Below are 22195 nucleotides of genomic sequence, written 5' to 3'. Positions count from 1 at the left end.
GCACAGCCACAAAGTAGCCGACACCTCGCACCCCACCACCTGCCTGCGGCGGGCGAAACACCCTGGCGCCTCAGCGCGCCAGGCGCAGGCCGCTGAACTGCCAGCGCGCGGCGGCCGGGAAGAAGTTGCGGTAGCTGGCGCGGGCGTGGCCGGCCGGCGTGGCGCTCGACGAGCCGCGCAGCACGTACTGGTTCAGCATGAACTTGCCGTTATATTCGCCCAGCGCGCCCGGCGCGGCGCGGAAGCCCGGATACGCCGCGTAGCTGCTGCTGGTCCATTGCCAGCAGTGGCCGAACAGCTGGCGCAGGCCCCGCCCCGCACCAGTCCCCTCCCCCGTCCGCGCCGCAGCACCGGCGCTGGCGCCGGCCGGATGCAGCCAGTCGCCGGGCGCACTGGCACCGCCCAAAGCACCCACAGTGCCCACAGTGCCCACAGTGCCCAGCGTATTCGCGCTCCCGGCGGCCGCGCCGCCCAACTCGGCGCGCGCGGCGAACTCCCACTCGGCCTCGGTGGGCAGGCGCGCGCCGGCCCAGTTGGCGTAGGCGTCGGCCTCGTACAGCGAGAGGTGGGTGACGGGACGGTGCGGGTCGAGCGGCTGGACGCCGCACAGCGTGAACTCGAGCCAGTTGCCGGCGTCGTCGCGGCGCCAGTACAGCGGCGCCGACAACTTCTGCGCGCAGACCCAGTCCCAGCCCTCGGCCAGCCACAGGGCGGCGTTGAAGTAGCCGCCGGCGTCGATGAAGGCCTGGTACTCGCCGTTGCTGACCAGCCGCGAGGCCAGCGCGAACGGCGCCACGTATTGGCGGTGGCGCGGCAGCTCGTTGTCGAAGCAGAAGCCGGCGCCGTCGTGGCCGATCTCGCACAGGCCGCCGTCGAAGTCGAGCCAGCGCAGCGGCGTGGCGGCGGCCGGCGCCAGCGGCGCGGCGACATACTCGGGCAGCAGCGCGCTTTGCGCCAGCAGGTGTTTGACGTCGGTCAGCATCAGCTCCTGGTGCTGCTGCTCGTGCTCCAGGCCCAGCGTCAGCAGCGTCGCCAGCTCGGCGCGCGGCGCCGCCTCCAGCGCCGAGGCCAGCAGGCGGGCGATGCGGGCGTCGACGTCGGCGCGGTAGGCGCGCACCTCGCGCATGGAGGGCCGCGTCAGCAGGCCGCGCTGGGCGCGCGGGTGCTTCTCGCCGATGCCGTTGTAGTAGGAGTTGAACAGCACCCGGAAGGCCGGATGGAAGGGCGCGAAGCCGGCCTCCATGCGCTCGAGGATGAAGGTCTCGAAGAACCAGGTGGTGTGCGCCAAATGCCATTTGATCGGGCTGGCGTCGGGCATCGACTGGGCGCCGCAGTCCTCGTCGCTGAGCGGCTCGGCCAGCGCCAGCGAACGTTGGCGGACGGTGTCGTAGCGGGCGTTCCACAGCCCGGTTTCGTGCATTTGCATAGGCGGCTCGCTTGAATGTGCGTTGCGTTTGCGTTGAATCGGCGTTGAATCGGCGCCCGGTCGGCGCCTGCTGGTCGGTCGGTTGGCTATCGCTCGGCGGCCGGCCGACGCTCAGTCGGCGAGCACATCGGCGTGGATCACGGCGAACCAGCCGGCCGGATCGGTCCACACGGCGCGGCTGGCGAAGCCGGCCCGCTCGAGCAGGCCGACAAAGCCCTGGCGCGTGTACTTGTAGCTGTCCTCGGTGTGGATGCGCTCGCCCTCGGCGAACTCGCGCCGGCCGCCCTGCCAGTGCACCGTCTGCGCGGCGCGCGCTTCCAGGTGCATCTCGATGCGGCCGGCGTCGACGTTGTAGAAGGCGCGGTGGCGCCACTGCGCCACGTCGAAGTCGGCGCCGATCAGGCGGTTCAGGTGGCGCAGCAGATTCAGGTTGAAGGCGGCGGTGACGCCGAGCGCGTCGTCGTAGGCGGCGTCGAGCACGGCGCTGTCCTTGACCAGGTCGACGCCGATCAGCAGGCCGCCGCCGGTGCCGGCGCCGATGTTGCGACGCAGGCCGCGCAGGAAGGCCACCGCCTGCTCGGGGGCGAAGTTGCCGATCGACGAGCCGGGGTAGAAGAACAGGCGGCGCTCGGCGCGCACGCTGGCGGGCAGCGCGAAGCCGGCGGAAAAGTCCAAGCCCAGCGCCGTCATGGCGATCTGCGGGAAGCGCTGCTGCAAGCGCTCCACCGCCTCGACCAGGAAGTCGCGCGAGATGTCGACCGGCACGTACTGCGCCGGTTGCAGCAGCGGGAACAGGCTGGCGGCCTTGGCGCAGTTGCCGGCGCCCAGGTCGATCAAAGTGCCGCCGCTGCCGATCGCCGCCGCCATGTCGGCGCCGTGGCGGGCGAAGATGGCCGCCTCGGTGCGCGTCGGGTAGTACTCGGGCAGCTCGCAGATGGCTTCGAACAGCTTGGAACCGAGGCCGTCGTAGAAGAATTTGGGCGAGCAGTGCGCGGCCGGCGCCAATAGGCCGGCGGCGATCTCGGCGATCAAATCGGCGTCGCCGTGGGCCGGGCGCAACAGCGGCGCGGCCGGTCTCGGCGCCTCCTCTGGCGCCGACGGCGAGGCCGGCTGGGTCATACGCAGTGACATAGGCATAAAGTTGCTCTGTCCAAAAGTGGATGGTAGCCATCCGAACGCCACGCCGCTTGCCACAGGCCATGCCGATCGTTGCTGCGGATGACGATTTGGCGAAGACTTTTTTGCTATGATAGCTGATTCTCCAAGTCCAAGCGCCGCCAGGCCGCAGCCGTGCGCGCACCGTTCTTGATTGCAATTGCAACATTCCTCTCACACAAAAGGCCCGCCACGATGAAAACTTCCGCCCTGCGCACTCTCAAGTCCCTGCTGACCGCCTCGCTGTCGGCCGGTCTTATGCTGGCCGCCGCGCACGCCCAGGCGCAAAGCCCGGCGCAGGTGTTCCGCGTCTCGGCCATCCCCGACGAGGCGCCGACCGAACTGCAGCGCAAATTCAAGCCGCTCGGCGAGTACCTGGAGAAGAAGATCGGCATGAAGGTCGAGTTCACCCCGGTGACCGACTACTCGGCCTCGGTCGAGGCGCTGATCAACAAGAAGGTCGACATGGTCTGGTTCGGCGGTTTCACCTTCATCCAGGCCAAGGACCGCAGCAAGAACCAGATCACGCCGCTGGTGCAGCGCGCCGAGGACGAGAAGTTCCGCTCGGTCTTCATCACCACCCACAAGGACATCACCAAGCTGGAAGACCTGAAGGGCAAGACGCTGAGCTTCGGCTCCGAGTCGTCGACCTCGGGCCACCTGATGCCGCGCTCCTACCTGCTGGCCGCCAAGATCAATCCGGACACCGACCTGAAACGCATCGCCTTCTCCGGCGCGCATGACGCCACCGTGGCCGCCGTCGCCGGCGGCAAGGTCGACGCCGGCGCGCTCAACATCTCGGTGTGGGAAAAACTGGTCGGCGAGAAGAAGGTCGATCCGGCCGTGGTGCGGGTGTTCTACACCACGCCCGGCTACTACGACTACAACTGGAGCGTGCGCACCGACATGAACGCCGACCTGAAGAAAAAACTCAGCGACGCCTTCCTCTCCCTCGATGCCAAGAACCCGGCCGACAAGGCCATCCTCGACCTGCAGCGCGCCAGCAAGTTCATCCCGACCAAGGCCGACAACTACACCGCCATCGAGGCGGCCGCCGTCAACGCGGGCCTGCTGAAAAAGTAATCGATGTCCGCTTCCGGTAACACCAGCAACGGCGCCGCGCCCACCTACCGCCTGCAAGGGCTGACGGTGCGCCACCTGGCCGCCGCGCGCGGCCAGGCGGCGGCGCTGCACGCCATCGACCTGGTGATCGCCCAGGGCGAGCAGCTGGCCATCATCGGCCCCTCCGGCGCCGGCAAGACCACGCTGCTGGCCACCCTGGCCTGCGCCCACCGGCCGGCCGACGGCCTGTTCGAAGCTTTCGGCGTCGCGCCGTGGACGCTGTCCGAGGGCGAGCGCCACCGCCTGCGCGCGCGCCTGTTCCTGGCGCCGCAGACGCCGCCGCTGCCGCCACGCCAGCGCGTGGTGACGGCGGTGCTGGCGGCGCGCCTGCCGCAGTGGGGCTTTTGGCGCGCGCTGGCCTCGCTGGTCAAGCCGGCCGACCCGGCCGCCGCCTTCGCCGCCCTGTCGCGCTTCAACCTGGGCGACAAACTGTATTCCCGCGTCGACCGCCTGTCCGGCGGCGAGCGCCAGCGCTGCGGCCTGGCCCGCCTGCTGCTGTCGAGCGCGCAGGCGCTGCTGGTCGACGAGCCGCTGTCGGCGCTCGACCCGGCGCTGTCCGAACTGACCCTGGTCACGCTGCGCCAGGAGGCCGCCGCGCGCGGCGCCACGCTGATCTGCAGCCTGCACCAGGTCGACCTGGCACTCAGCCACTTCCCGCGCATCGTCGCGCTGCGCGACGGCCGCGTCGTCTTCGACCTGCCGCGCGAGCAGGTCAGCGACGCCATGGTGGCCCAGTTGTACCAGGGCGAGCAGCCGGCCGCCAGCACGCCGCCGGCCGACCCGGCGGCACCGCGCCTGGCCGTCGGCGCCTGCTTCTGAGCCCGTGTCTAAGCCAGTGTCCATGTTGAATAGCTCCCTTGTGAAAAGCCGCGCGGCCCATCCCGACCCCGCCTGGCGCGGCCGCGTGAGCATGACCGTGCTGGCCCTTGCCCTGCTGTGGCCGATGGTGGTGGCCAGCGAGTTCCATCCCGGCCTGCTGTTCGACTGGCAGAGCCTGGAGGCCACCGGCCGCTTCCTGGCCGGTTTCGTGCCGCCGGCCCATAGTCCCGAATTCCTCGCCCTGCTGCTGCGCGAAACCTGGCAGACCGTCGCCATCGCCACCGCCGGGCTGACCCTGGCCCTGCTCGGCGCCATCCCCGCCACCCTGCTGGTGACGGAGAAGATGTCGATCTCGCGCCTCGGCAGCGGCCGCATGCGGCTGGCCTCGGCGCTGCTGCGGCAGAGCGTGCGCTGGCTGCTGGTGCTGCTGCGCAGCGTGCCCGAGCTGGTCTGGGCGCTGCTGTTCGTCCGCGTCATCGGCCTCGGCCCGACCGCCGGCGTGCTGGCCATCGCGCTGACCTATTGCGGCATGCTGGGCAAGGTCTACGCCGAAATCCTCGAATCGACCGACGGCCACGCTAGCGACGCGCTGCTGGCCAACGGCGGCGGCAGGCTGGCCGCGCTGCTCTACGGCGCGCTGCCGGAGGCCGCCTCCGAACTGGTCTCCTACACCGTCTACCGCTGGGAATGCGCGATTCGCGGCTCGGTGGTGATGGGCTTCGTCGGCGCCGGCGGGCTGGGCCAAAGAATGGATGAATCGATGAAAATGCTGTCCGGCGGCGAAGTCTCGTCGATGCTGCTGGTGTTCGTGCTGCTGGTGGCCGGCGCCGACGCCGTCTCCAAAATGCTGCGCCGGAGGTTGGGATGAGCGCCGTCTATCCGCGCGCCATGCCGGCCGCGCCGCCGCGCGCCTGGAGCACGGCCGTGCTGGCGCTGGCCCTGCTCGCCCTGGTGGCGGCCAGCTTCGCCTCGCTGCCGCTGAAGTGGGGCGAGTTCTTCACGCTGCAGGCGGTCGCCAGCATCGCCGAGTTCCTCGCCGGCTTCGCCCCGCCCGACCTGGCGCCGGCCTTCGTCGCCAGGACCGCCTGGGCCACCGCCGAGACGCTGTCGATGTCGGCCCTGGGCACCCTGCTGGCGGTGGCCGCCGGCCTGGTGCTGGCCCTGCCCGCCGCCGGCCGCTTCGGCCGTCCGGCGCGCGTGCTGGTGCGCGCCCTGCTCAACGTGCTGCGCTCGATCCCGGAGCTGGTCTGGGCCTCGATCCTGCTGATCGCCGCCGGCCTCGGCCCCTTCGCCGGCACCCTGGCGCTGGCCGCCCACACCGCCGGCGTGCTCGGCCGCCTGTTCGCCGACGCGCTGGAGAACGCCGCGCCGGCGCCCGAGCAGAGCCTGCGCAGCAACGGCGCCTCGGCCATGGCCGCCTTCTTCTACGCCACCCTGCCGCAGACGCTGCCGCAGATGCTGTCCTACACCCTGTACCGCTGGGAGAACAACATCCGCGCCGCCGCCATCCTCGGCGTGGTCGGCGCCGGCGGGCTGGGCCAGATGCTCAAGTACCACCTGTCGCTGTTCCAAATGCGCCAAGCCGCCACCGTCATCCTCGCCATGCTGCTGCTGGTGGCCCTGGTCGACGCGGTCAGCTTCGCCATGCGCCGCGCCCTGACCCGATGATGCCGATCATGCCGATGTCCCCGCCGATGCGCTGAACCGCTCAACCGCCGCCCTCCACTCCCTGTCCCGGATTCGCCATGCTCCAACTGCGCCACCTGTCCAAATCCTATACCAACGGCCGCCCCGTGCTGGCCGACCTGTCGTGGCATTTCAAGGCCGGCGAGTTCGTCGCCATCATGGGCGACTCCGGCGTCGGCAAATCGACCCTGCTCAACCTGATCGCCGGCCTCGACACGCCGGACGCCGGCCCGCAAGCCGAGGCCGCGCCCATCCTGGTCGACGGCATCGCCATGTCCGGCCTCGACGACGCCGCCGCCACCCGCCTGCGGCGCGAGCGCATGGGCTTCATCTTTCAGGCCTTCCACGTGCTGCCGCACCTCACGCTGCTGCAAAACGTCGCCCTGCCGCTGCTGCTCAACGGCCTGCCGCAGCAGCGCGCCAGCGCCATGCTGGCCGCCGTCGGCCTGGGCGGGCGCGACAACGACTTCCCGCACCAGCTGTCCGGCGGCGAGATGCAGCGCGTCGCCATCGCCCGCGCGCTGGTGCACCAGCCGGCCCTGGTGCTGGCCGACGAGCCGACCGGCAACCTCGACCCGGACACCGCCCACAGCATCCTGACCCTGCTGCGCGCCGAGATCAAAAGCACCGGCGCCTGCGCTATCATGGTCACGCATTCGCAGGCAGCGGCCGAAATGGCCGACAAAGTTCTCATTTTGACAAAATCGGGCATACAAGAAACAACACTCGTCAACTAGTTTGAGCAATAAACAAGATAATTTATTTGTTAAATCATCCCTTTCATTTGCAGTCGTAGTATCATTGAGTCAACTTGCTTGGTTATCAATAATGTTGAGACGGTTGCACCATTAGATACCACAATGCGGTGACCGATGGCCAGCTAGGAGACGCCAACTATCCACGTTTTTGAGCAAAGGAGGAGCAAAATGAACGTACGGCAAAAGAAGTTGGAATTGATCGAGGCGATGAACAGGGCCAGAGCGCTAGAACCATCAAGCTTTGTCCCCAACAAGCTACTCGACACACTCATCGAAAAGATGAATTTGAAAAATGATGCAGAGTTGTGCAGGGTACTGGAAGTACAGCCCCCGATCATCAGCAAGATCAGGCATCGCAAGCTTGCAGTAGGTGCCACAATATTGTTGAGAATGCACGAAAAGTCGGATCTGAGTATTAAAGAGCTTAAAGATTTATCTACCGCATCAATGCACTAATCAGCCCTGCTGAACCAGCAATACAGGCGCCAAGCACCGCGCCGTGATGAACGAAACGCAGCAAGACTGCAGCCTCGTTGATCCACTCAATCTACAGAACGTCCAGCCTAGCCCCCGCTGAACGCGTTCTACCGAAACACCCTCCCCCCCAGCCACACCTTGAGCCCAGCGCTCGCGCCCCCCTCGTTATCAAACAGAGAAACCGTTTTTGCCAATTGTCGCCGCCGTCGCCGTCGCGCGCCACGACAAGTCCACCGACCCGGCCGATTCGTGGCACACTGCGCCCCTGACCCGAGACCGCACCATGCCAAGACAACAAGCCCTAGACGCCATCACCACCGCCAACTACGCCGCCAAGCTGGCCGCCACCGCCGCCATCGACGCCACGCTGCCGATCGACGCCGCCGCCATCCTCGGCACCGAGCGCACCGTGCCGGGCCGCGAGGCGCGCCCCGAACTGGTGGCCCCGGGCAAGCTGGGCAAACGGACCATGCACACGCCGGAGGGCCGCGCCACGCTGATCCACGCCCTGGCCCACATCGAGATGAACGCGGTCGACCTGGCGCTGGACATCCTGTGGCGCTTCCCCGGCATGCCCGACGCCTTCTACCGCGACTGGATCCGCGTCGCCAAGGAGGAGGCCTACCACTTCAGCATGCTCGACGCCCACCTGCGCGGCATGGGCTACGCCTACGGCGACTTCCCCGCCCACCACAGCCTGTGGGAGATGGCCGAGAAGACCCGCGACGACATCCTGGCCCGCCTGGCGCTGGTGCCGCGCACGCTGGAGGCGCGCGGCCTGGACGCCTCGCCGCCCATCCGCGACAAGCTCAAGCAGGCCGGCGACCACGCGGCGGCGGCCATCCTCGACATCATCCTGCGCGACGAGATCGGCCACGTCGCCGTCGGCAACCGCTGGTATCAGCACGTCTGCGCCGAGCGTGGCCTCGACCCGGTGGCGGCCTACGCCGACATGGCCGAGCGCTACCGCGCGCCCAAGCTGCGCGGCCCCTTCAACATCGAGGCGCGCCGCGCCGCCGGCTTCAGCGAGGCGGAGCTGGCGGCGCTGCTGGCTTGACGCAGGCCAGCGGCGCCGGCGCGGCCGGCCGCGCCTGGCCGGCGGTGTAGTCGACAAAGCCGTCGCGGCGGCAAAAGCTCGCCAGCTGCATGCCGGCCTGGCGCGCGATGTCGATGGCCAATGAAGTCGGCGCCGAGATGGTCGCCAGCAGCGGGATGTTCATGCGCGCCGCCTTGCGCACCAGCTCGTAACTGGCGCGGCTGGACAGGAACACGAAACCGTCCTGCATGGCGACGCGGCGCAGCGCCAGGTGGCCGATCAGTTTGTCCATGCCGTTGTGCCGGCCGACGTCCTCGAACACCTTGAGCACCGCGCCGTCCGCCGCGCACCAGGCGGCGGCATGCACCCCGCCCGTTCTACACATCAGCTCCTGGTGGCGTATCAGCTCGCGCGCGGCGCGCCCCAGCGCGGCGCCGCCGGCCGCCAACGGCGCCAGCGGCCGGGTGATGCGCTCCGGCGCCAGATCGAGCAGGGCGATGCTCTCGATGCCGCAGACGCCGCAACCGGTGCGCCCGGCCAGCGCGCGCCGCCGCTCCTTGAGCTTGAGGAAGGCCGGTTGCGCGATGCTCAGGCGCACCTCGGCGCTGTCCTCGGCAAAGCACACCTCCAGATCGTGGATCTCGCTGGCGCAGCCGACGATGCCTTCGGTCAGCGAGAAGCCGACGGCGAACTCCTCCAGGTCGCGCGGCGTGGCCATCATGACGGCGTGGGAGATGCCGTTGTAGACCAGGGCGACGGGGAACTCCTCCGCCACCTCGTCGCGCGCGCCGATGGCCTGGCCGTCGTGGTGCCGCACAATATCGAATTCGACCACGCCGGCCCGTTCCAGCGAGACGCAGGATGGCGCCGTGGCGCTTGCTTGTTGCATGGTGTTCTCCCCGTCTGCCTGGTCTTGCAAAGTGATTAACTTTTTAATCTTGTCACAAAATAACTGCCGCAACAAGGGGGACGCGCTCAGGCCAGGCGCCGGCCGAGCCGCTCCAGCGTGCGCATGAACAGGGCCGGCTGCTCGGCGGCGCGGGCCAGCACCAGCGCGCCCTGGATGGCGCCGACGGCCTCCTCGGCCAGGTCGCGCGCCTGCGCGGGGTCGCGGCCGGCGCGCTCGAGCGCGCCGGCCAGCGCCACGATCCACTCGTCGAAATAGCCGCGCACGCGCTGGGCGAAGCGGTCGCGCTCGTTGCCCAGCGCGAACACGCCGACCAGGCAGACGCGCTGGCCGGACATGAAGTACTGGCCGACGGCGCGCAGCATGGCGGCCACGCCGTCCGGCGCGGCGGACTGGCGCAGCGGCAGGAAGACCCGCTCGCGGAACCAGGCGTCGATGTCGTCGAGCACGGCCTGGGCCATCTCCTCCTTGCCGCCGGGGAAGAAGTGGTAGATGCTGCCCTTGCCCAGGCCGGTGCCCTCGGTGATGCGGGCCAGGCTGGCGCCCTCGTAGCCGTAGCTGCGGAACACCTCCGCCAGCTGCGGCACCACGTCACTGCGTTCTGCGATCGTTCTTGCCATCGTCTTGCTGTCTACCCTTCAATTCAAAAACCGAACTCGCTCAGGCCCGGATGGTCGGCCGGGCGGGGCGCGTTCATGTCCCAATGGAACTTGCGTTCGGACGCCGCGATCGGCGCCTCGTTGATGCTGGCCAGGCGGTGCTGCATCAGGCCGTCGGCGGCGAACTCCCAGTTCTCGTTGCCGTAGGCGCGGTACCACTGGCCGGAGTCGTCATGGTATTCGTAGGCGAAGCGAACCGCAATGCGGTTGCCGTCGAAAGCCCACAATTCCTTGATCAGGCGGTAGTCCAGCTCGCGCGTCCACTTGCGCGCCAGCAGGCCGACGATGGCCTCGCGGCCCTGCACGAACTCGGCGCGGTTGCGCCATTTGCAGTCCGCCGTGTAGGCCAGCGACACGCGCTCGGGGTTGCGGCTGTTCCAGCCGTCTTCGGCCAGGCGGACTTTTTCGATGGCCGATTCGCGGGTGAATGGAGGAACGGGAGCTCGGATGGACATGTTGATGCCTTTCAATGTTGGTTGATTGTACCGATTGGAATACGCTGTACCGATCAGTACAATAACTATAAACTTCGACCATGACGGTTGCAAGCACTTTGTTGAAAGACCGGACTCTAGGTGGGGTTAAGGCATAGAGCGGGCCGGCGTGGCGTGGCTCAGAACAGGCTGGCGCACAGCTGCCGGCCGGCGTCGCTCAGCGCCACCGTGCCGCCGCCCTCCTCCGCCAAGGTCTGCGCCACCCAGCCGGCCTCGACCAGCATGACCAGCTGGCGCCGCAGCACGCTCATCGGGCGCGCCGACTGCTTGCTCAGCCAGGCCAGCGAGCAGGCCCTGCCGGGCCGCTCGCGTTCGCCGCGCCAGAGTTGTTCGAGCACGCCGACCAGTGCGGCCAATACCTCGTCATCCATGTGGCCCCTTTCCCGGCGCGGGCTCGTCGGCCAGCCGCGCCACCAGGCGCCCCAGCGCGCGCGGCCTGCTCCGACCGATCTTGTTTTCAAGTTGACATTCAGGCACTATACAGCGCCCGGCGGGGCGACAAGCACATCCCAACATCAACACCGTATCAGGAGCAGCAGGCATGGACAAGAGCAAACCGGCGGGACACATCGCGCCCTACCCCCACGCGGCGGCCGGCTGGGGCGCGCTGAAGCAGGTGGCGATCAACCTGGTGCGCGAGAAGGTCGGCGGCGGCAACTACAAGACGCTGCTGGCGCAGAACCAGCCGGACGGCTTCGACTGCCCCGGCTGCGCCTGGCCCGACCGCGAGCACGCCTCCACCTTCGAGTTCTGCGAAAACGGCGTCAAGGCGGTGGCCGCCGAGGCCACCAGCAAGCGGGTGCGGGCCGACTTCTTCGCCGCCCACACCGTCAGCGAGCTGCTGGCGCAGTCGGACTACGCGCTCGAGCAGCACGGCCGCCTGACCGAGCCGATGCTGTACGACGCCGCCAGCGACCGCTACCTGCCGGTGGCCTGGGACGCCGCCTTCGCCCTGGTCGCGCGCCACCTGAAGGCCCTGCCCGACCCCAACCAGGCGGCCTTCTACACCTCCGGGCGCACCGGCAACGAGGCGGCCTTCCTGTACCAGCTGTTCGTGCGCGCCTACGGCACCAACAACTTCCCCGACTGCTCGAACATGTGCCACGAGCCGACCAGCCGGGGCCTGCCGGCCACCGTCGGCGCCGGCAAGGGCACGGTGACGCTGGAGGACTTCGAGCACGCCGACACGCTGCTGATCTTCGGCCAGAACCCGGCCACCAACCACCCGCGCATGCTCGGCGAGCTGCGCGAGTGCGCCAAGCGCGGCGCCGCCATCGTCTCGATCAACCCGCTGCGCGAACGCGGGCTGGAGCGCTTCACCAGCCCGTCGCACCCGCTGGAGATGCTGAGCAACTCCAGCACGGCGATCGGCTCGCTGTTCATCCAGCCCAAGCTGGGCGGCGACTTCGCCCTGATCAAGGCGCTGGCCAAGCGCACCCTGGAGCTCGACGACGCCGCCGTCGCCGCCGTCGCCGCCGCCGGCCGGGCCGGCCTGGCCGGCGCGGCGCGCGTGCTCGACGTCGACTTCATCGCCGAGCACAGCAACGGCTTCGCCGCCTTCGCCGCCGACCTGCGCCGGCAGGACTGGGGCCAGCTGGTCGAAGAGTCGGGCGTGGCGCGCGAGCAGATCGAACAACTGGCCCAGGTCTACGTCAAGGGCGAGCGGGTCATCGCCACCTGGGGCATGGGCCTGACCCAGCACAAGGGCGCCGTGGCGACGATCCGCATGCTGTCCAACCTGATGATGATGCGGGGCAACATCGGCCGCCTCGGCGCCGGCCTGTGCCCGGTGCGCGGCCACTCCAACGTGCAGGGCGACCGCACCATGGGCATCGAGGAGCAGCCGACGGCGGCCTTCCTCGACCGCCTGGGCCAGGTGTTCGGCTTCGCCCCGCCGCGCGCCCACGGCTACGACGTCGTCGCCACCATCGAGGCGATGCTGGCCGGCCGCGTCAAGGTGTTCTTCGGCATGGGCGGCAACTTCGCCATGGCCACGCCGGACACCCCGCAAACCTTCGCCGCGCTGCGCGCCTGCGAGCTGACGGTGCACGTCGCCACCAAGCTGAACCGCAGCCACCTGGTGCACGGCCGCGCCGCCCTGCTGCTGCCCACGCTGGGCCGCACCGAGATCGACCTGCAGCACGGCGTGGCGCAGGGCGTCACGGTGGAAGACTCGATGAGCATGGTGCACCTGTCCTACGGCATGAACACGCCGGCCTCGCCGCAGCTGCTGTCGGAGACGGCCATCGTGGCGCGCCTGGCCGAGGCCACGCTGGGCAAGGCGCCGGTCGACTGGGCCTGGTACGGCGCCGACTACGCCCGCATCCGCGACGCCATCGAGCGCGTGTTCGACGACTTCCACGACTTCAACGCCCGCGTCGCCAAGCCGGGCGGCTTCCACCTGAAGGTCGCCTCGCGCGCGCGCGAGTGGCGCACCGCCAGCGGCCGCGCCGAGTTCCTGGTCTGCGCCGTCGACACCGACACGCCGATCCACCGCGCCAAGGCCAAGCACGGCGCGCGCCTGATGACCTTGATGACGGCCCGCTCGCACGACCAGTACAACACCACCATCTACGGCATGGACGACCGCTACCGCGGCGTGTTCGGCATGCGCCGCGTGGTCTTCATCCACCGGGACGATTTGGCGCTGCTGGGCTTTGCCGCCGGCCAGATGGTCGACATCGTCAGCGTCTGGGACGACGCCGTCGAGCGCCGCGCCGACGGCTTCATGCTGGTCGAATACGATATCCCGCGCGGCTGCCTGGGCGCCTACTTCCCCGAGACCAACGCGCTGATCCCGCTGGCCAGCGTGGCCGACGGCGCCGGCACGCCGACCTCGAAGTCGATCCCGGTGCTGCTGCGGGCGGCCGCCTAGCGCAGGCTCGCCGCCGGCGCAGCGGCCCCGTCCGGCGCGAGGTGGTAACGCGCGCGCAGCGCCGCCAGCTGGCCCGAGGCCGACATCGAACGCAGACCGTCGGCCAGCGCGTGCAGCCAGCGCGCGGCGCGCGCGTCGTTGGCCGAGAAGCCGATCGTCAACGGCAGCGCCTGGGCCAGGCAGCCGGCTTGGCGTATCCGGCTCGCTGCGCCGAGCTTGGCGACGAGTTGATTGGCCACCGCCTCGTGTTCCAGCCAGACGGGAAAGCGGCCGCGCAACAGCTTGTGCAGGTTGGTCAGGCCGGCGGCGTCGCCGAAGGCGAACGCCAGGCTGGCGCTGTCGTCGTGGTGGCGCGCGATGTAGGCGTCCATCTCGCCGTCGTCGTAGCCGTAGTCGGCGATGACGCCGCCCCTGAGCGCGCCCAGCGACTCGGCGCCGCGGTAGCGCCAGACGGCGCCGGCCAGGGTGTAGAAGCAGGCGCGCGAGTGGGCCAGCGGCACGCTCAGCTGCAAACGCGGGTCGCTCGAGGGCGCGTAGACCCCCTCGATGGCGCCGGACGCCGTCTCGCTGACGGCCCGGCTCAAGGGCAGCAGCAGCGACTCCACCTGCACACCGGACAGGGCCAGCGCCTGCGTCGTCAAGTCGACCAGGTAGCCGCCGCTGATCTGTCCATGGCTGGCGCAAATGAACGGACACCAGTCGTCCGAGGCCAGGCGCGCGGTGGCGGGCAACGGCGCCGCCGCCGACACGGGCAGCGCCAGCCACAGCAGCAACAGGAGCGATCGCAAGCTCATTCTTGATTCCCCGCACCCAGGCCAACACTGCATGGCGACCGGCCCATGCTAGCGCCGCGCGCGCGTCGACGTCAAGCGCGTTCGCCCGCGTGTCGTCGCCAAGCACTGTACGGAACAGGTTTCCGAAACGCTGTTCGGACAGGTGCGCAACGCGCTGCTTGTACAATTGCCGACGCAACCACCCCACATCCACCGCCCAGCCAGGAGAGCCATTGAATCCATCGCCCGCCGACCATGCCGCCCAAGACGAAAACTACTGGGCCGGCGTGCGCGCCCAGTACGCCGTCTCGGCCGACTTCATCAACCTGGAGAACGGCTTCTTCGGCGTGCAGGCGACGCCGGTGCTGCAAGCCTTCCAGCGCTACCAGGAGCAGCTCAACCTGGAGGGCGCCTACTTTCTGCGCGAACGCTTCCCCGCGCGGCTGGCCGGCGTGATGCGCGCGCTGGCAGAGTTCACCGGCGCCGACACGGGCGAGCTGGTCCTGACGCGCAACCTGATGGAGTCGCTCAACATCCTGCTGCAGGGCTATGCGTGGCGGGCCGGCGACGAGGTGGTGCTGGCCGAGCACGACTACGACAGCGTCATCGAGACGCTGGAGATGGTCGCCGCGCGCCACGCGCTGGCGCTGACCCGCCTGACGCTGCCGCTCGAGCCCGACAGCGACGAGCAGATCGTCGCGTTGTACGAGGCGGCGCTCACGCCGCGCAGCCGCGTGCTGCTGCTGACCCACATGGTGCACCGCACCGGCCAGATCATGCCGGTGGCGAAGATCGCCGCGATGGCGCGGCGCCACGGCGTCGACGTGATGGTCGACGCGGCCCACTCCTTCGCCCAGCTGGACTACCGGCTGGCCGAGCTGGGCGCCGATTTCGTCGGCGTCAACCTGCACAAGTGGCTCGGCGCGCCGCTCGGCCTGGGCCTGCTGTACATCCGCCGCCCGCGCGTGGCCGACATCGCGCCGCTGTTCGGCGACACGCGCCGCGCCGCCGACGACATCAACAAGCTGGCCCACGTCGGCACGGTGCCGCCGGCGCCCATCCTGGCGATCGAGGACGCGCTGGCCTTCCACCAGGCCATCGGCTCGGCGCGCATGGAGGCGCGCCTGCGCCATCTGACGCAGTACTGGATGGCGCGGCTGCGCGAGGTGCCCGGCGTGCGCCTGTTCACGCCGCGCGCGCCGCAGCGCTCCTGCGCCATCGCCGCCTTCGGCATCGAGGGCGTGGCGGCGCAGCGGGTGGTGGCGCGGCTAATGGAGGAGTATCGGATTTTCACGGTGGTGCGCGCGATCGGCGCGGAGCAATGCGTGCGCGTCACGCCGCACCTGTTCACCAGCATCGAGCAACTCGACGCGCTGGTGCGGGCGGTGGGCCAGATCGCGGCCGGCGCGCGCTGAACGCGCGCCGGCGCTACTACTGTGCGCCGCGGCCGCCGCCGCAATGGCGTGGCCACGACGCGGTGCCGCCTAGCCGCGGGCGCGGCGCTGGCGCAGCACGCCGATCAGGCCCAGGCCGAGGCCCAGCATCAAATAGCTGCTCGGCTCCGGCACGGCGCTGACCTGCAAGGTGTCGATGCCGATGAAGTTGGAATAGTCGCCGTTCGGGCCGCCGTCCTCGACCACGTAGCGGAACGCCAGCGCGCCGCTGGTGGCGCCCGACAGGCCGTTGATGGTGGCGCCGAACTGGGTCCACTGCTCGGGATACTCGAACAGGTCCTGACCGGGGTTGATCGTCAACAGCAAGGTGGTGAAGGTGCCCACGCTGTCCGAGGTGTGGCCCACGTCATTGCCGCCGACGGCGCTGAAACGCACCTCCAGCTTGTCCGGCCAGAACGACTGGTCGGCGGTGCGGCTGAAGAAGGACAACTTGTCGCCGTTGTTGAAGACCTGGGTCGGCAGGATCAGCCAGTCGCTGATGTTGGCGACGTCGGCGCCGGCGTTGAAGTTGGCGGCGACGTAGGAGTTGGCCGCGCCCTGGTGCGAATCGAACACCAGTGGATTGCCCTGGAACCAGTCGGTGCTGCCGAGCGGATCACTATTGTTGACCTTGACCCAGCCGGCGGGCACGCCGCCGTCGAAGTTTTCGGTCAGCGAGGCGGCCGAGGCGCTGGTGCCCAGGCTCAATGCCACAACGGCGAACATAGTCGGCTTCAAAACGGATTTGAACGATACAGCCATGTGTAAACCTCCATCAGCAGAGTCAATTTCCGAGACGGCGGACGCAGTCCCGGCATACCCGTTGCGCGCGGCGACGGACAGGCCGCCGTGACGCGAACACATCATTTCCATTAAACAATGAATAAAATGACATGTATTTACGATAACATAGACTCAGATCATAATGGCAATTATTACAAGGCCATGACGTTGCTGTGCAACAGTGGCGGCGCCAGGGGGGCGAACCGCGCCCCCTGGCGCCAGGCGCCGGATCAAGCGGCGGCGGCCTCGCCGTCGACGCCGTAGTGGCGGGCGTAGCGGGTGTCCAGATTGGCCAGCGGCAGCATCAGGAACAGGTCGGCGCTTTCGAAGTCGGGGTCCCAGGCCGGGTCGCCGCAGATCCAGGCGCCCGAACGCAGGTAGCCCTTGACCAGCGGCGGAATCTGCGGCTTGAGCGCGGGCGCGACCTTGTCGATGGGGAACGGCAGGTGCGGCGTGACGCGGTACTCCATCGGCGCCATGTGGCGCGCCGCCAGCGACTGGTACACCGCCACCGCGTTGTGGCCGCCGTCGGCCAGGCTGATGCTGGCGCAGCCGACCAGGTAGTCGCAGCGTTCGCGGCGCATGTACTCGGCCAGGCCGGACCACAGCAGCATGATGACGCTGCCGCCACGGTAGTCGGGATGGATGCAGGCGCGGCCCGCCTCCACCATGCGACCGCGCAGGTTGTTCAGGCGACCGAGGTCGAATTCGTTTTCGGAGTAGACGCGGCCGATCTTGCGGGCCCGCGTGGCGCTCAACAGGCGATAGGTGCCGACCACCAGGAGCGTGTCCGAGTCGCGTACGATCAAGTGATCGCAATGCTCGTCGAATTCGTCGCTGTCCAGGCCATCTTCCCTGGCCAACGACGACAGTCCCATGGTTTCGATGAACACCTTGTAACGCAAGCGCTGCACTTCGTGCAGTTCTTCCGGTGTGCTGGCCATGCTCAAAACCAGCTTGGCCGAGGTTGCCCTGACGTGCGCTTGTACGATCGAGGTTTGCATGCTTCGTCCTTTCTGTGGGAGACGAAGCAAGCGTAACGGCCTAATACTTCAAGGAAATGACAACAATATGTCATCTCCGTGACATGTACACACTCAGTTTTTCTTCGGCCGGCCGGTTTTCAACTGTGGCAAGGCTGCCAACACATTCTGCAGCGTGGCCAGGTCGATCTGGCTGATCAGCGCGACGCCAATGCGCAACAATTCGCTCTTTTTGATCTCGAAGCCGGCCTTCAGGCAGGCTTTCTTGACCAGGCCCAGCACGGCGTATTCCTGCTCCGGCATGGTGAAGCTGTCGCGCACCAGTTTTTCCTTGTGCGGTTTGTCCTTGGCGGCGTCGACCGGCTTGGCGGCGACCTTGGCGGCGGTCTTGGCCGGCGCGGCCTTCACTGCCGACTTGGCGGCGGTTTTTGCGGCCGGTTTGGCGGCCGGCTTGGCGCTCTTCGCCGCAGGTTTGGCGACCGCCTTGGTGGCCGCCTTGGCGGCCGGTTTGGCGGCGACCGTTTTGACAGCTGCCTTCGCCGCCGGCTTCACGGCGGCCTTGGCGGCCGGCTTGGCGGCGGCTTTGGCGGCCGGCTTGGCGGCAACCTTGACGGCGGCTTGGGCGGCGACCGGCTTGGCGGCGGCCTTGGCCGGTGCCGCTTTCACGGCGGCTTTGCGCACCGGCGCCTTGCGGGCCGGCGGCGTGGCGGCGGCGGTGTCGATGGTTTCAATCGTGGCGACCACGGGCAACGGCGCGTCCATGCCGTTGGCGCTGCTGGCGGTGGTTTTGGCGGCGACAGGCTTGTTCATACTCACTCCATTTTTCAACAATATAAACAATATATACTATTTATCAAAAATGTGTTTGAACAATATCATAAAACCACCGTCTATTCCCCCTCCGCATCGAACCGAGCAAAATCAGGTCGACCGTGCCGAGCGTGCGCAGGATGTGCAGGGCGGCGGCGCCGCTGTTGGCCACCTTGGCGTGGTAACGGTCCTTCAACAAGGCCGATAGCAGCGTGATGTTGTCGGGTGTGTCGTCGACGATCAGGATGATGCGGCGGCCGGCGGCCGGAAGTCGCCGCCCAGCCAGCGCGACAGCGTGGCGAACAGCTGTTCCGGGTCGACCGGCTTGCTGATGTAGTCCTGCATGCCCTCCTCCAAACAGCGTTCGCGCACGTCGGCCAGCGCGTGCGCCGTCATGGCGATCACCGGCAGGGCGTCGAAGCGGTGGTCCTGGCGCAGCAGGCGGGTGGCGGCGTGGCCGTCGAGCAGCGGCATCTCCAGGTCCATCAGCACCAGCGCGTAGGCCTGCGGGCCGGCGCCGCGCAGGCGCTCGAGCGCCTCGTGGCCGTTGCCGGCGACGTCGACGCTGATGCCCTGCACCGCCATCAGCTCGGCGGCGATCTGCTGGTTGATCGGGTTGTCCTCCACCAGCAGCACGCGGGCGCCGTAGCGCGGGCCGACGGCCGGCTCGCCGGCGGCCCGCGTGGCGCGCGGCGGCGCCACCAGCGCGACCAGGCTGTCGACCAGGGCCGACTGGCCGATCGGTTTGAACAGCAGGCCGAGGATGCCGGCGTCGTCGGCCTGCTGCTGCACCTCCTCGCGGCCGAAGGCGGTCACCAGCACCATGCCGGGCGGCCGCCGCAGCGTGGCGTCGGCGCGCACCCGGCGCGCCAGCGCGATGCCGTCCAGCCCGGGCATCAGCCAGTCGCACAGCACCAGCAGGTAGGGGTCGTCGGCGCGCTCGGCGGCGGCGATGGCGGCCAGCGCCTCGGGCCCGCCGCCGGCGCGGTCGAGCCGCAGCGGCAGCGGGGCCAGCGCCTCGGCGAGGATCTGCAGCGCCACCGGGCTGTCGTCGACCAGCAGCAGGCGGGCGCCGTTCAGCGCGGCCGGCAGCACGGCGGGCGGCTCGGCCGCACCGGACAGCGCGAAGGCCAGCTCGAACTGGAAGGTCGAGCCCTGCCCGGGCGTGCTGTGCACGGTGATGTCGCCGCCCATCAGGCGCACCAGGCGCTGCGAGATCGACAGCCCGAGGCCGCTGCCGCCGTACTCGCGGCTGGTCGAGCCGTTGGCCTGGCTGAAGGCGCGGAACAGCTTGGCCTGGTCCTGCGGCGCCATGCCGATGCCGGTGTCGCGCACGGCGAAGCGCAGCGCGACCCGGCCGCCCTCGTTGGCCAGCACCGTGCAGCGCAGTTCGAGCTCGCCGCTGGCGGTGAATTTGACGGCGTTGTTGACCAGGTTGATCAGCACCTGGCCCAGGCGCAGCGGGTCGCCCAGCAGGTGGCGCGGCACGGCCGGCGCCACGTCGAACAGGTATTCGAGCTGCTTCTCGGCGGCGCGCTGGGCGGTCACGCTGGCGACGTTGGCCAGCACCTCGTCGAGGTTGAAGGCGACCTGCTCGAGGTCGAGCCGACCGGCCTCGATCTTGGAGAAGTCGAGGATGTCGTTGATGATGCCCAGCAACGCCAGCGCGGCGCGGTGGATCTTGCCGACGTAGTCGTGCTGCTTGGGCGTGAGCTCGGTGCGCAGGGTCAGGTAGGCCATGCCGATGATGGCGCTCATCGGCGTGCGGATCTCGTGGCTCATATTGGCTAGGAACTCGGACTTGGCGACGTTGGCCGCCTCGGCCAGCACATTGGCCTTGAGCAGCTTGTGCTCGCGCTCGCGCCGCTCGCTGATGTCGCGGATGAAGGCGCAGAACTCGAAGCTGCCAGGCTCGGCCAGCTTGACGTGGGTGATCGCCAGCTCGATGGGGAACTCGTGGCCGTCGCGGTGCAGGCCGTAGACCTCGATGCGGCCGTCGAGCACCCTGCCGCTGCCGCCGTCGAGGAAGCGCCGCATGACGCGGCGGTGCTCCGGGCGGAAGCGCGGCGGCATGATGGTGGTGTCGACGGCGCGCCCCAGCGCCTGCTCGCGCGGCCAACCGAAGGTCGCCTCGGCCTGGCGGTTCCAGCCGACGATGCGGCCGTCCAGGTCGATCCGCACCACCGCGTCGAGCGCCGTGTCGACGATGGTCAGCAGCTTGTCCTGGCTGTCCTGCGCCGCCCGCACCGAGCGGGTCAGCTCCTGGGTGCGCTCGGCGATGCGCTGTTCCAGCTCGCCGTTCAACTGGCGCAGCGCGCCCTCGGCGTGGCGCAGGCGGGTCAGCGTGTCGCGGAAGCTGCGCACGGCGCCGGACAGGCGGCCGATCTGGTCCTGCCGGCCGATGCCGGACAGCTCGATGTCGGTGCGGCCCTGGCTGAGCCGCTCGAGGGCCCGTTGGATGTCGCCGAACGGCCGCATCGCCTTGCGCCCGACCAGGATGATCGACAGCACGATGGCCAGCGCCAGCAGCAGGTTGGCCAGCACCGTGCCGACGATCTGGCGGCGCAGTTCGGCGTCGATCTGGCGGCGCGAGAAGGCCAGCTCGATGGCGCCCACCGGGTAGCTCCGGCGCGCGTCGCTGAACTCGATCTCGCGGCGCAGGCGCAGCGCGGCCTCGGGCGCGCCCGGCGGCGCGACGTAGCTGGCCAGCTCGGCGCCGCCCGGCGCCAGCACGCGCAGGGTCAGCACCTCGGGGGTGGCGCCGGAGGCGTCGACCACGCTGGCCACGGCGGCGCTGTTGATGTCGAACAGCGGCCGCGCCAGCGCCTGCGACAGCACCGCCGCCAGCCGCTCGGCGCGCTCGCGCAACTGCTGCTCGGCCTCGCTGCGCAGGGCCTGCATCACATAGGTGGTGTAGACCGCCGTCGACAGCGCGACGGCGAGGAAGATGCCGACCGCCAGGCGCAGCAGGATGTCCTGGCGCCAGGCGCGCGCCAGGCGCGCCAGCGGGCCGCCGCCGGTCTCGCCGCCGAGCTCGTCGCCGCCGCCGGCTAGGGTCGGATCAATGGCCGGCTCCCGCTGCCAGCTCGAGGCGCCGGTACTCGGCGCTGTTGCGCGCCTGCTCGACGCCGCGCCAGATGCGCTCGGCCAGCTGCGGCCGCGCCGCCACCAGGGCGTGCGAGAGGATCAGGAAATAGGGTTTTTCGATCAGCGGCGTCGGCAGCATCTCCAGCTGGGCCGCCAGCGGGCCGCGCATGATGCCGGCGGCGTCGCTGCCGCCGAGGGCGGCGGCGGCCAGGCGGCCGGCGATCAGCTTGCGCGCCAGCTCGTCGGCGCGCTGGCTGCCCTCGTCGACCTCGACGTTGCTCGCGCGCAGCACGTCGCCCACCGAGTAGCCGAGCTGGAAGCCGATGGCGCCGTCGATGTGGTGGAAGGCCCTGCCGTCCCAGTCGGCGGCGCCGCCCTTGCGGCGCAGCAGGACGTAGCGGTCGATGTGCATGCGCTTGCTGGCGTCGGCCTGGGCGCCGCCCGGGTATTCGCCGATGGCGCGCCGGTCCGGCTTGTAGCTGACGGCGAAGGCGCCGTCGACCTGGTTGGCCTGCAGCTGCGCCAGGCAGCGCTTCCACGGCATGCTTTGAAAGTCGAAACGGATGTCGAGGCTGCGCGCCACCATGCCGAGCAGGGCGAAATTGAGGCCGCCGCCGGCCTCGGTGCGCCACGGCGGCACGTCCTGCCGCTCGAAGCACAGGCTGACCACCGGCGCCGGCGCGGCGGCCTTGGCCGCCCCGGCCGCCCCGGCCAGCAGGCCCAGGCCCAGCGCCGCCGCGCGGCGCGCATTCAGCCAGCCCCTCATCGATGCCCCCTGTTCTCAAGCGCCGGCGAAACGCCGGCGCGCATGCCTAGTGTAGTGTAAGCAAATCCCGGGGGGAAAAGTATGCCGCCCCAACAATATTGGCGGGGTCGGCGGCGCGGCTAGTCCATCCGGCGACAAACGCCGCG

The 22195-nt window shown here is 69.3% G+C and carries 21 protein-coding genes; 9 read left to right on the top strand and 12 right to left on the bottom strand.

Annotated features, from left to right (window positions below):
* Positions 1-70: 70 nt before the first annotated feature.
* Together egtB and egtD are read right to left on the bottom strand one after the other, a co-directional pair.
* The gene (egtB, locus tag BM252_RS27260; protein WP_093390811.1) at positions 71-1426 is read right to left on the bottom strand and encodes an ergothioneine biosynthesis protein EgtB; all 1356 of its coding nucleotides are present in this window, start codon (positions 1424-1426) and stop codon (positions 71-73) included.
* Between the two features lie 111 nt (positions 1427-1537).
* Positions 1538-2563, bottom strand: coding sequence for an L-histidine N(alpha)-methyltransferase (egtD, locus tag BM252_RS27255; RefSeq protein ID WP_245774478.1), 1026 nt, complete (start codon positions 2561-2563; stop codon positions 1538-1540).
* Positions 2564-2776: 213 nt separating this feature from the next.
* On the opposite strand from egtD, the gene BM252_RS27250 reads away from it, so the two are divergent.
* The 7 genes from BM252_RS27250 (at position 2777) to BM252_RS27220 (ending at position 8500) form a co-directional block, all read left to right on the top strand.
* A complete protein-coding gene (locus BM252_RS27250; protein WP_093390809.1) occupies positions 2777-3664 on the top strand; it encodes a putative selenate ABC transporter substrate-binding protein in 888 nt (295 codons plus the stop codon).
* A 3-nt stretch (positions 3665-3667) separates the two neighbouring features.
* Positions 3668-4522, top strand: coding sequence for a phosphonate ABC transporter ATP-binding protein (locus tag BM252_RS27245; RefSeq protein ID WP_093390808.1), 855 nt, complete (start codon positions 3668-3670; stop codon positions 4520-4522).
* 22 nt (positions 4523-4544) lie between these two features.
* Positions 4545-5390, top strand: a complete 846-nt coding sequence (locus tag BM252_RS27240; RefSeq protein ID WP_093390807.1) for a PhnE/PtxC family ABC transporter permease — start codon at positions 4545-4547, stop codon at positions 5388-5390.
* Positions 5387-6190 carry a phosphonate ABC transporter, permease protein PhnE gene (gene phnE / locus BM252_RS27235; protein ID WP_093390806.1) on the top strand — a complete coding sequence of 268 codons (804 nt, stop codon included), beginning with the start codon at positions 5387-5389 and terminating at the stop codon, positions 6188-6190. The genes BM252_RS27240 and phnE overlap by 4 nt, the downstream gene beginning before the upstream one ends.
* 77 nt (positions 6191-6267) lie before the next feature.
* Positions 6268-6945 carry an ABC transporter ATP-binding protein gene (locus BM252_RS27230; protein WP_093390805.1) on the top strand — a complete coding sequence of 226 codons (678 nt, stop codon included), beginning with the start codon at positions 6268-6270 and terminating at the stop codon, positions 6943-6945.
* A 189-nt stretch (positions 6946-7134) separates the two neighbouring features.
* Entirely contained in the window at positions 7135-7422 is a 288-nt protein-coding gene (locus BM252_RS27225) for a hypothetical protein (protein WP_093390804.1), read from the top strand.
* Positions 7423-7726: 304 nt separating this feature from the next.
* A complete protein-coding gene (locus BM252_RS27220) occupies positions 7727-8500 on the top strand; it encodes a ferritin-like domain-containing protein (RefSeq protein WP_093390821.1) in 774 nt (257 codons plus the stop codon).
* Here the strand turns inward: BM252_RS27220 and fdhD are convergent.
* The 4 genes from fdhD to BM252_RS27200 all read right to left on the bottom strand — a co-directional run bounded on the left by fdhD (position 8466) and on the right by BM252_RS27200 (position 10910).
* Entirely contained in the window at positions 8466-9368 is a 903-nt protein-coding gene (gene fdhD / locus BM252_RS27215) for a formate dehydrogenase accessory sulfurtransferase FdhD (RefSeq protein WP_093390803.1), read from the bottom strand. The two genes, BM252_RS27220 and fdhD, sit on opposite strands and share 35 nt — an antisense overlap.
* 86 nt (positions 9369-9454) lie before the next feature.
* Positions 9455-10006, bottom strand: a complete 552-nt coding sequence (locus tag BM252_RS27210) for a TetR/AcrR family transcriptional regulator (protein WP_093390802.1) — start codon at positions 10004-10006, stop codon at positions 9455-9457.
* Positions 10007-10029: 23 nt separating this feature from the next.
* A complete protein-coding gene (locus BM252_RS27205) occupies positions 10030-10500 on the bottom strand; it encodes a nuclear transport factor 2 family protein (protein WP_093390820.1) in 471 nt (156 codons plus the stop codon).
* Positions 10501-10658: 158 nt separating this feature from the next.
* The gene (locus tag BM252_RS27200; protein ID WP_093390801.1) at positions 10659-10910 is read right to left on the bottom strand and encodes a hypothetical protein; all 252 of its coding nucleotides are present in this window, start codon (positions 10908-10910) and stop codon (positions 10659-10661) included.
* A gap of 170 nt (positions 10911-11080) precedes the next feature.
* On the opposite strand from BM252_RS27200, the gene BM252_RS27195 reads away from it, so the two are divergent.
* Positions 11081-13414, top strand: a complete 2334-nt coding sequence (locus BM252_RS27195; protein WP_093390800.1) for an FdhF/YdeP family oxidoreductase — start codon at positions 11081-11083, stop codon at positions 13412-13414.
* On the opposite strand, the gene BM252_RS27190 is transcribed toward BM252_RS27195, so the two are convergent.
* Positions 13411-14208 carry a substrate-binding periplasmic protein gene (locus BM252_RS27190; RefSeq protein WP_093390799.1) on the bottom strand — a complete coding sequence of 266 codons (798 nt, stop codon included), beginning with the start codon at positions 14206-14208 and terminating at the stop codon, positions 13411-13413. The genes BM252_RS27195 and BM252_RS27190 overlap by 4 nt on opposite strands.
* 212 nt (positions 14209-14420) lie before the next feature.
* Between BM252_RS27190 and BM252_RS27185 the strand changes: the two genes are divergently transcribed.
* Entirely contained in the window at positions 14421-15602 is a 1182-nt protein-coding gene (locus tag BM252_RS27185) for an aminotransferase class V-fold PLP-dependent enzyme (protein WP_174900701.1), read from the top strand.
* Between the two features lie 69 nt (positions 15603-15671).
* Here the strand turns inward: BM252_RS27185 and BM252_RS27180 are convergent, their stop codons facing one another.
* The 5 genes from BM252_RS27180 to BM252_RS27160 all read right to left on the bottom strand — a co-directional run bounded on the left by BM252_RS27180 (position 15672) and on the right by BM252_RS27160 (position 22049).
* Positions 15672-16346, bottom strand: coding sequence for a choice-of-anchor J family PEP-CTERM protein (locus BM252_RS27180; RefSeq protein WP_245774477.1), 675 nt, complete (start codon positions 16344-16346; stop codon positions 15672-15674).
* A gap of 287 nt (positions 16347-16633) precedes the next feature.
* A complete protein-coding gene (locus BM252_RS27175) occupies positions 16634-17407 on the bottom strand; it encodes a GNAT family N-acetyltransferase (RefSeq protein WP_093390796.1) in 774 nt (257 codons plus the stop codon).
* Positions 17408-17500: 93 nt separating this feature from the next.
* Positions 17501-18196: a hypothetical protein gene (locus tag BM252_RS27170; protein ID WP_245774476.1), complete on the bottom strand. Its 696-nt coding sequence runs from the start codon at positions 18194-18196 to the stop codon at positions 17501-17503.
* Between the two features lie 240 nt (positions 18197-18436).
* Positions 18437-21097 carry a hybrid sensor histidine kinase/response regulator gene (locus tag BM252_RS27165; RefSeq protein ID WP_245774475.1) on the bottom strand — a complete coding sequence of 887 codons (2661 nt, stop codon included), beginning with the start codon at positions 21095-21097 and terminating at the stop codon, positions 18437-18439.
* 160 nt (positions 21098-21257) lie between these two features.
* A complete protein-coding gene (locus BM252_RS27160; RefSeq protein WP_093390794.1) occupies positions 21258-22049 on the bottom strand; it encodes a type 2 periplasmic-binding domain-containing protein in 792 nt (263 codons plus the stop codon).
* Positions 22050-22195 lie beyond the last annotated feature (146 nt).

The sequence above is a fragment of the Rugamonas rubra genome, from assembly GCF_900114705.1.
GTDB classification, from domain to species: domain Bacteria; phylum Pseudomonadota; class Gammaproteobacteria; order Burkholderiales; family Burkholderiaceae_D; genus Rugamonas; species Rugamonas rubra.
This window is presented reverse-complemented; position numbering and strand designations above follow the sequence as displayed.